Raw genomic sequence first — 2,729 nt, forward strand, 5'->3', positions numbered from 1 at the left:
TCTGCTGTTTGCCTACGAAAACTCTCGGCTTGAATGTCAAAAATCAGCGCATGATGCACCAGGCGGTCAACCGCAGCTATCGTCATCATTGAGTTGCAGAATGTATCGTCCCACTGACTGAAGAGTTGATTCAATTCCCCTTCTCGCCCATTCATATTCATTTAGATTTGTTGGTATTGAATATATTTCCAGGCACTGATTCGTCCTCGTTATAGAACGTTCTCAGTGTCTTTTTTTGGCTTGAAATCTTTGACGGATTCCTCGGCGTGTGCAAAATGGCAATGTGTTCCAGCTAGAATTAGTACCATGATTATTACGATCGCCAGCTTCAAGGGTGGTGTAGGTAAAACAACCACAGCATTGCATTTAGCTCAATATTTAGGGAAACGTCGAGGCAACCGCAATGTTGTATTACTAGATGGAGATCCCAATAGGAGTGCTTTGAGTTGGTATGAGCGTGGGCAGCAACGTGCAGCATTTTCTGTGATGGATGGCGACCAGGAACCATCAGTGTTCGATCATTTGATTATTGACACGCCTGCCCGTACAGATCCAACTGAGCTTCTACCTGTGGCAACTGCAAGTGACTTGCTGATCATCCCTTCGGAGATTTCCATCTTTTCATTAGAAGCTACAATCTCAACTGTAGACGTTTTACGATCGCTCTCTGAAAACAAATATCGAATTCTCTTAACTATGCTTCCTACACGAGGTCTCAGACGAGAAGCCAGTGCGAGGGAGGCATTGAAGCAATCTGGTCTGATAGTGTTCAACGCCGGAATTAAAAACCGAGCTGTTTACCAAGATGCTGCGCTAGAAGGTTTGCCGGTAGGAGAATTACATAGTAGGGCTGCCACTTCTGCTTGGAGCGATTATCAAGTTTTAGGCAAAGAAATTTGTAAAAATTGGGGAACAAAATGAGTGCGAGTAAGTTAACTGGAGCATTAGCAATCGCCAAAAGCCGCAGTGTAGACACACCTTCATCCTCCTCAACGCTATCACTCGATAACATTTCTGAGCGAGTGGAAGGAAATAGCCGTCCGCTTAACCCTGCTCATATTGAAGAATTAGCCAATAGCATTGCAGTAGTGGGACTAATTGCCCCGATCGCAGTAGACATTCAGGGACGATTATTAGCCGGGGGGCATCGACGTGCAGCAATTTTGTTATTGCGCGATCAAGATTCGAAGACCTTCGCAAAGCAGTTTCCTAATGAACAAGTCCCCATTCGTCGTTATGACTTTGACAGCACCATCGAACCGGAAAAAGCCTTAGCGATAGAGGCGAGCGAGAATGAGAAGCGAAGAGACTATACCCCATCAGAAGTAAGAGCGCTCGCAGATCGATTAAGAGCAGCAGGTTATCGAGATGCGTCTGGAAAACCCAAAAAAGGAGAAAAAGCTCTACGTCCTGCCTTGGAATTGATTGTTGGAAAGTCGATTAGGCAGGTGAGACGCTATCTGAATGATGGTGCAAATGCTTCTGCTAAAAACGGGTTGCAAAAACTGGACAAGCAAAGTCGGTCAGACGTCCGAATTCTGAGCCGAGCACTCATCAGCTTACAAAAATGGGCAGATTTAGCTGAAGACTATGAGAATCCAGGTAAAGCCACGAAGGATCTCAAAGGTCAAGTGAATCGCATGATTCGGAAAATTGAAGGCACGATCGCAGAGTTGGAAGCCGAGGAAAAATAAGTACTCCTGATTGATGTTGAAGCGATAGCTCTGCAAAAAAGCGCAGGATTCTTGCAGAGCCTTAGATATATTTGGTGTATCAATCTAGAAATCAGCTGTGCAATCGCGTGACCATTCTCCTCTGAAGATAGTACCGAAAGTCTTGAAGCAGCTTCCATCACGAGCAGATTGATTGAAGATTTCTCGTCTCGGCTCCCAGAACAACCCGGTTTGCATTTGACCCCGCACTGTAATGTTTTGGCTGCCAAGTGGCAATGTTACTGTTCGTTTACCACCAACAATGATTCCAGAGACTTTGAAGTCTTTACGTTGTCCATTAATGCTGTAGTTAATCTGATAGTCTGCGACATATCCACCTTGATTGAATACGGTGACTCGTGGGGCTGATGCAGCGATCGCAGACATTGAGAGGGCAGGAATAGTCGCAAGCATTAACGCGGAGGCAGAAAGAAGTTGACGTAGCATGTTGGTTCTCCTGGATTTGTTCGTAGTTTCGAGCTTCTGAGGAGATACACGTTTGTAATTTTGGGTTTATGCAGGTTTGCTGAAAAGAACGTCGTGATTCTAGCGATCGCTAGACGCGATCGCGGATTTAGGACATCACAAAGTGAGTTGCCTATTCAATGTCAATCACAAAGTCGAGTCGCAACAGTGACGAAGACGTGTGAGTAAAAACCAAAAGACCTATCTAGATAATTCAACGCATCAATTGTCACTCAACAGGTGACCTCTCGCGGGATGCCAGCTTCAGCACATCGTGCTGGATCATCGATCCAACTTTGCGGCAGATACAGCTCTCGATCTATCAACGTATACCCGTCTCTTGCCGCATAGCCCAGAAATACGCTAATCTGACAGTTCTTAACCTGATGCGCGGTGCCACTGTACTGAGGTTGCACTCCAGCGGAATGATCTCCTTTCTTCAGAAAGCCAGTCTCATCTACCACAAATACCGCTTCTGGATCTCCGAGGGCTTCATTCACATACGTTTGCAAGTCATCTCTGACTGCATCTGCGCTCCACTGGGCTCGACCA

At 45.9% G+C, this 2,729-nt stretch carries 3 protein-coding genes and 2 pseudogenes; 2 read left to right on the top strand and 3 right to left on the bottom strand.

Going from position 1 to position 2,729, the window contains the following annotated elements:
- Positions 1-131, bottom strand: a pseudogene (locus OU814_RS31200) (ATP-binding protein); the annotation flags it as partial.
- 118 nt (positions 132-249) lie between these two features.
- On the opposite strand from OU814_RS31200, the gene OU814_RS31205 reads away from it, so the two are divergent.
- Positions 250-921, top strand: coding sequence for a ParA family protein (locus OU814_RS31205; protein WP_268243314.1), 672 nt, complete (start codon positions 250-252; stop codon positions 919-921).
- Positions 918-1,694: a ParB N-terminal domain-containing protein gene (locus tag OU814_RS31210; protein ID WP_268243315.1), complete on the top strand. Its 777-nt coding sequence runs from the start codon at positions 918-920 to the stop codon at positions 1,692-1,694. The genes OU814_RS31205 and OU814_RS31210 overlap by 4 nt, the downstream gene beginning before the upstream one ends.
- 84 nt (positions 1,695-1,778) lie before the next feature.
- On the opposite strand, the gene OU814_RS31215 is transcribed toward OU814_RS31210, so the two are convergent.
- Complete coding sequence (locus tag OU814_RS31215; protein WP_268243316.1) at positions 1,779-2,159, bottom strand: hypothetical protein; 381 nt, start codon at positions 2,157-2,159, stop codon at positions 1,779-1,781.
- 260 nt (positions 2,160-2,419) lie between these two features.
- Positions 2,420-2,729: pseudogene (locus OU814_RS31220) on the bottom strand (transposase); the annotation flags it as partial.

This window comes from Leptolyngbya sp. GGD (genome assembly GCF_026735145.1).
GTDB classification, from domain to species: domain Bacteria; phylum Cyanobacteriota; class Cyanobacteriia; order Leptolyngbyales; family Leptolyngbyaceae; genus Leptolyngbya; species Leptolyngbya boryana.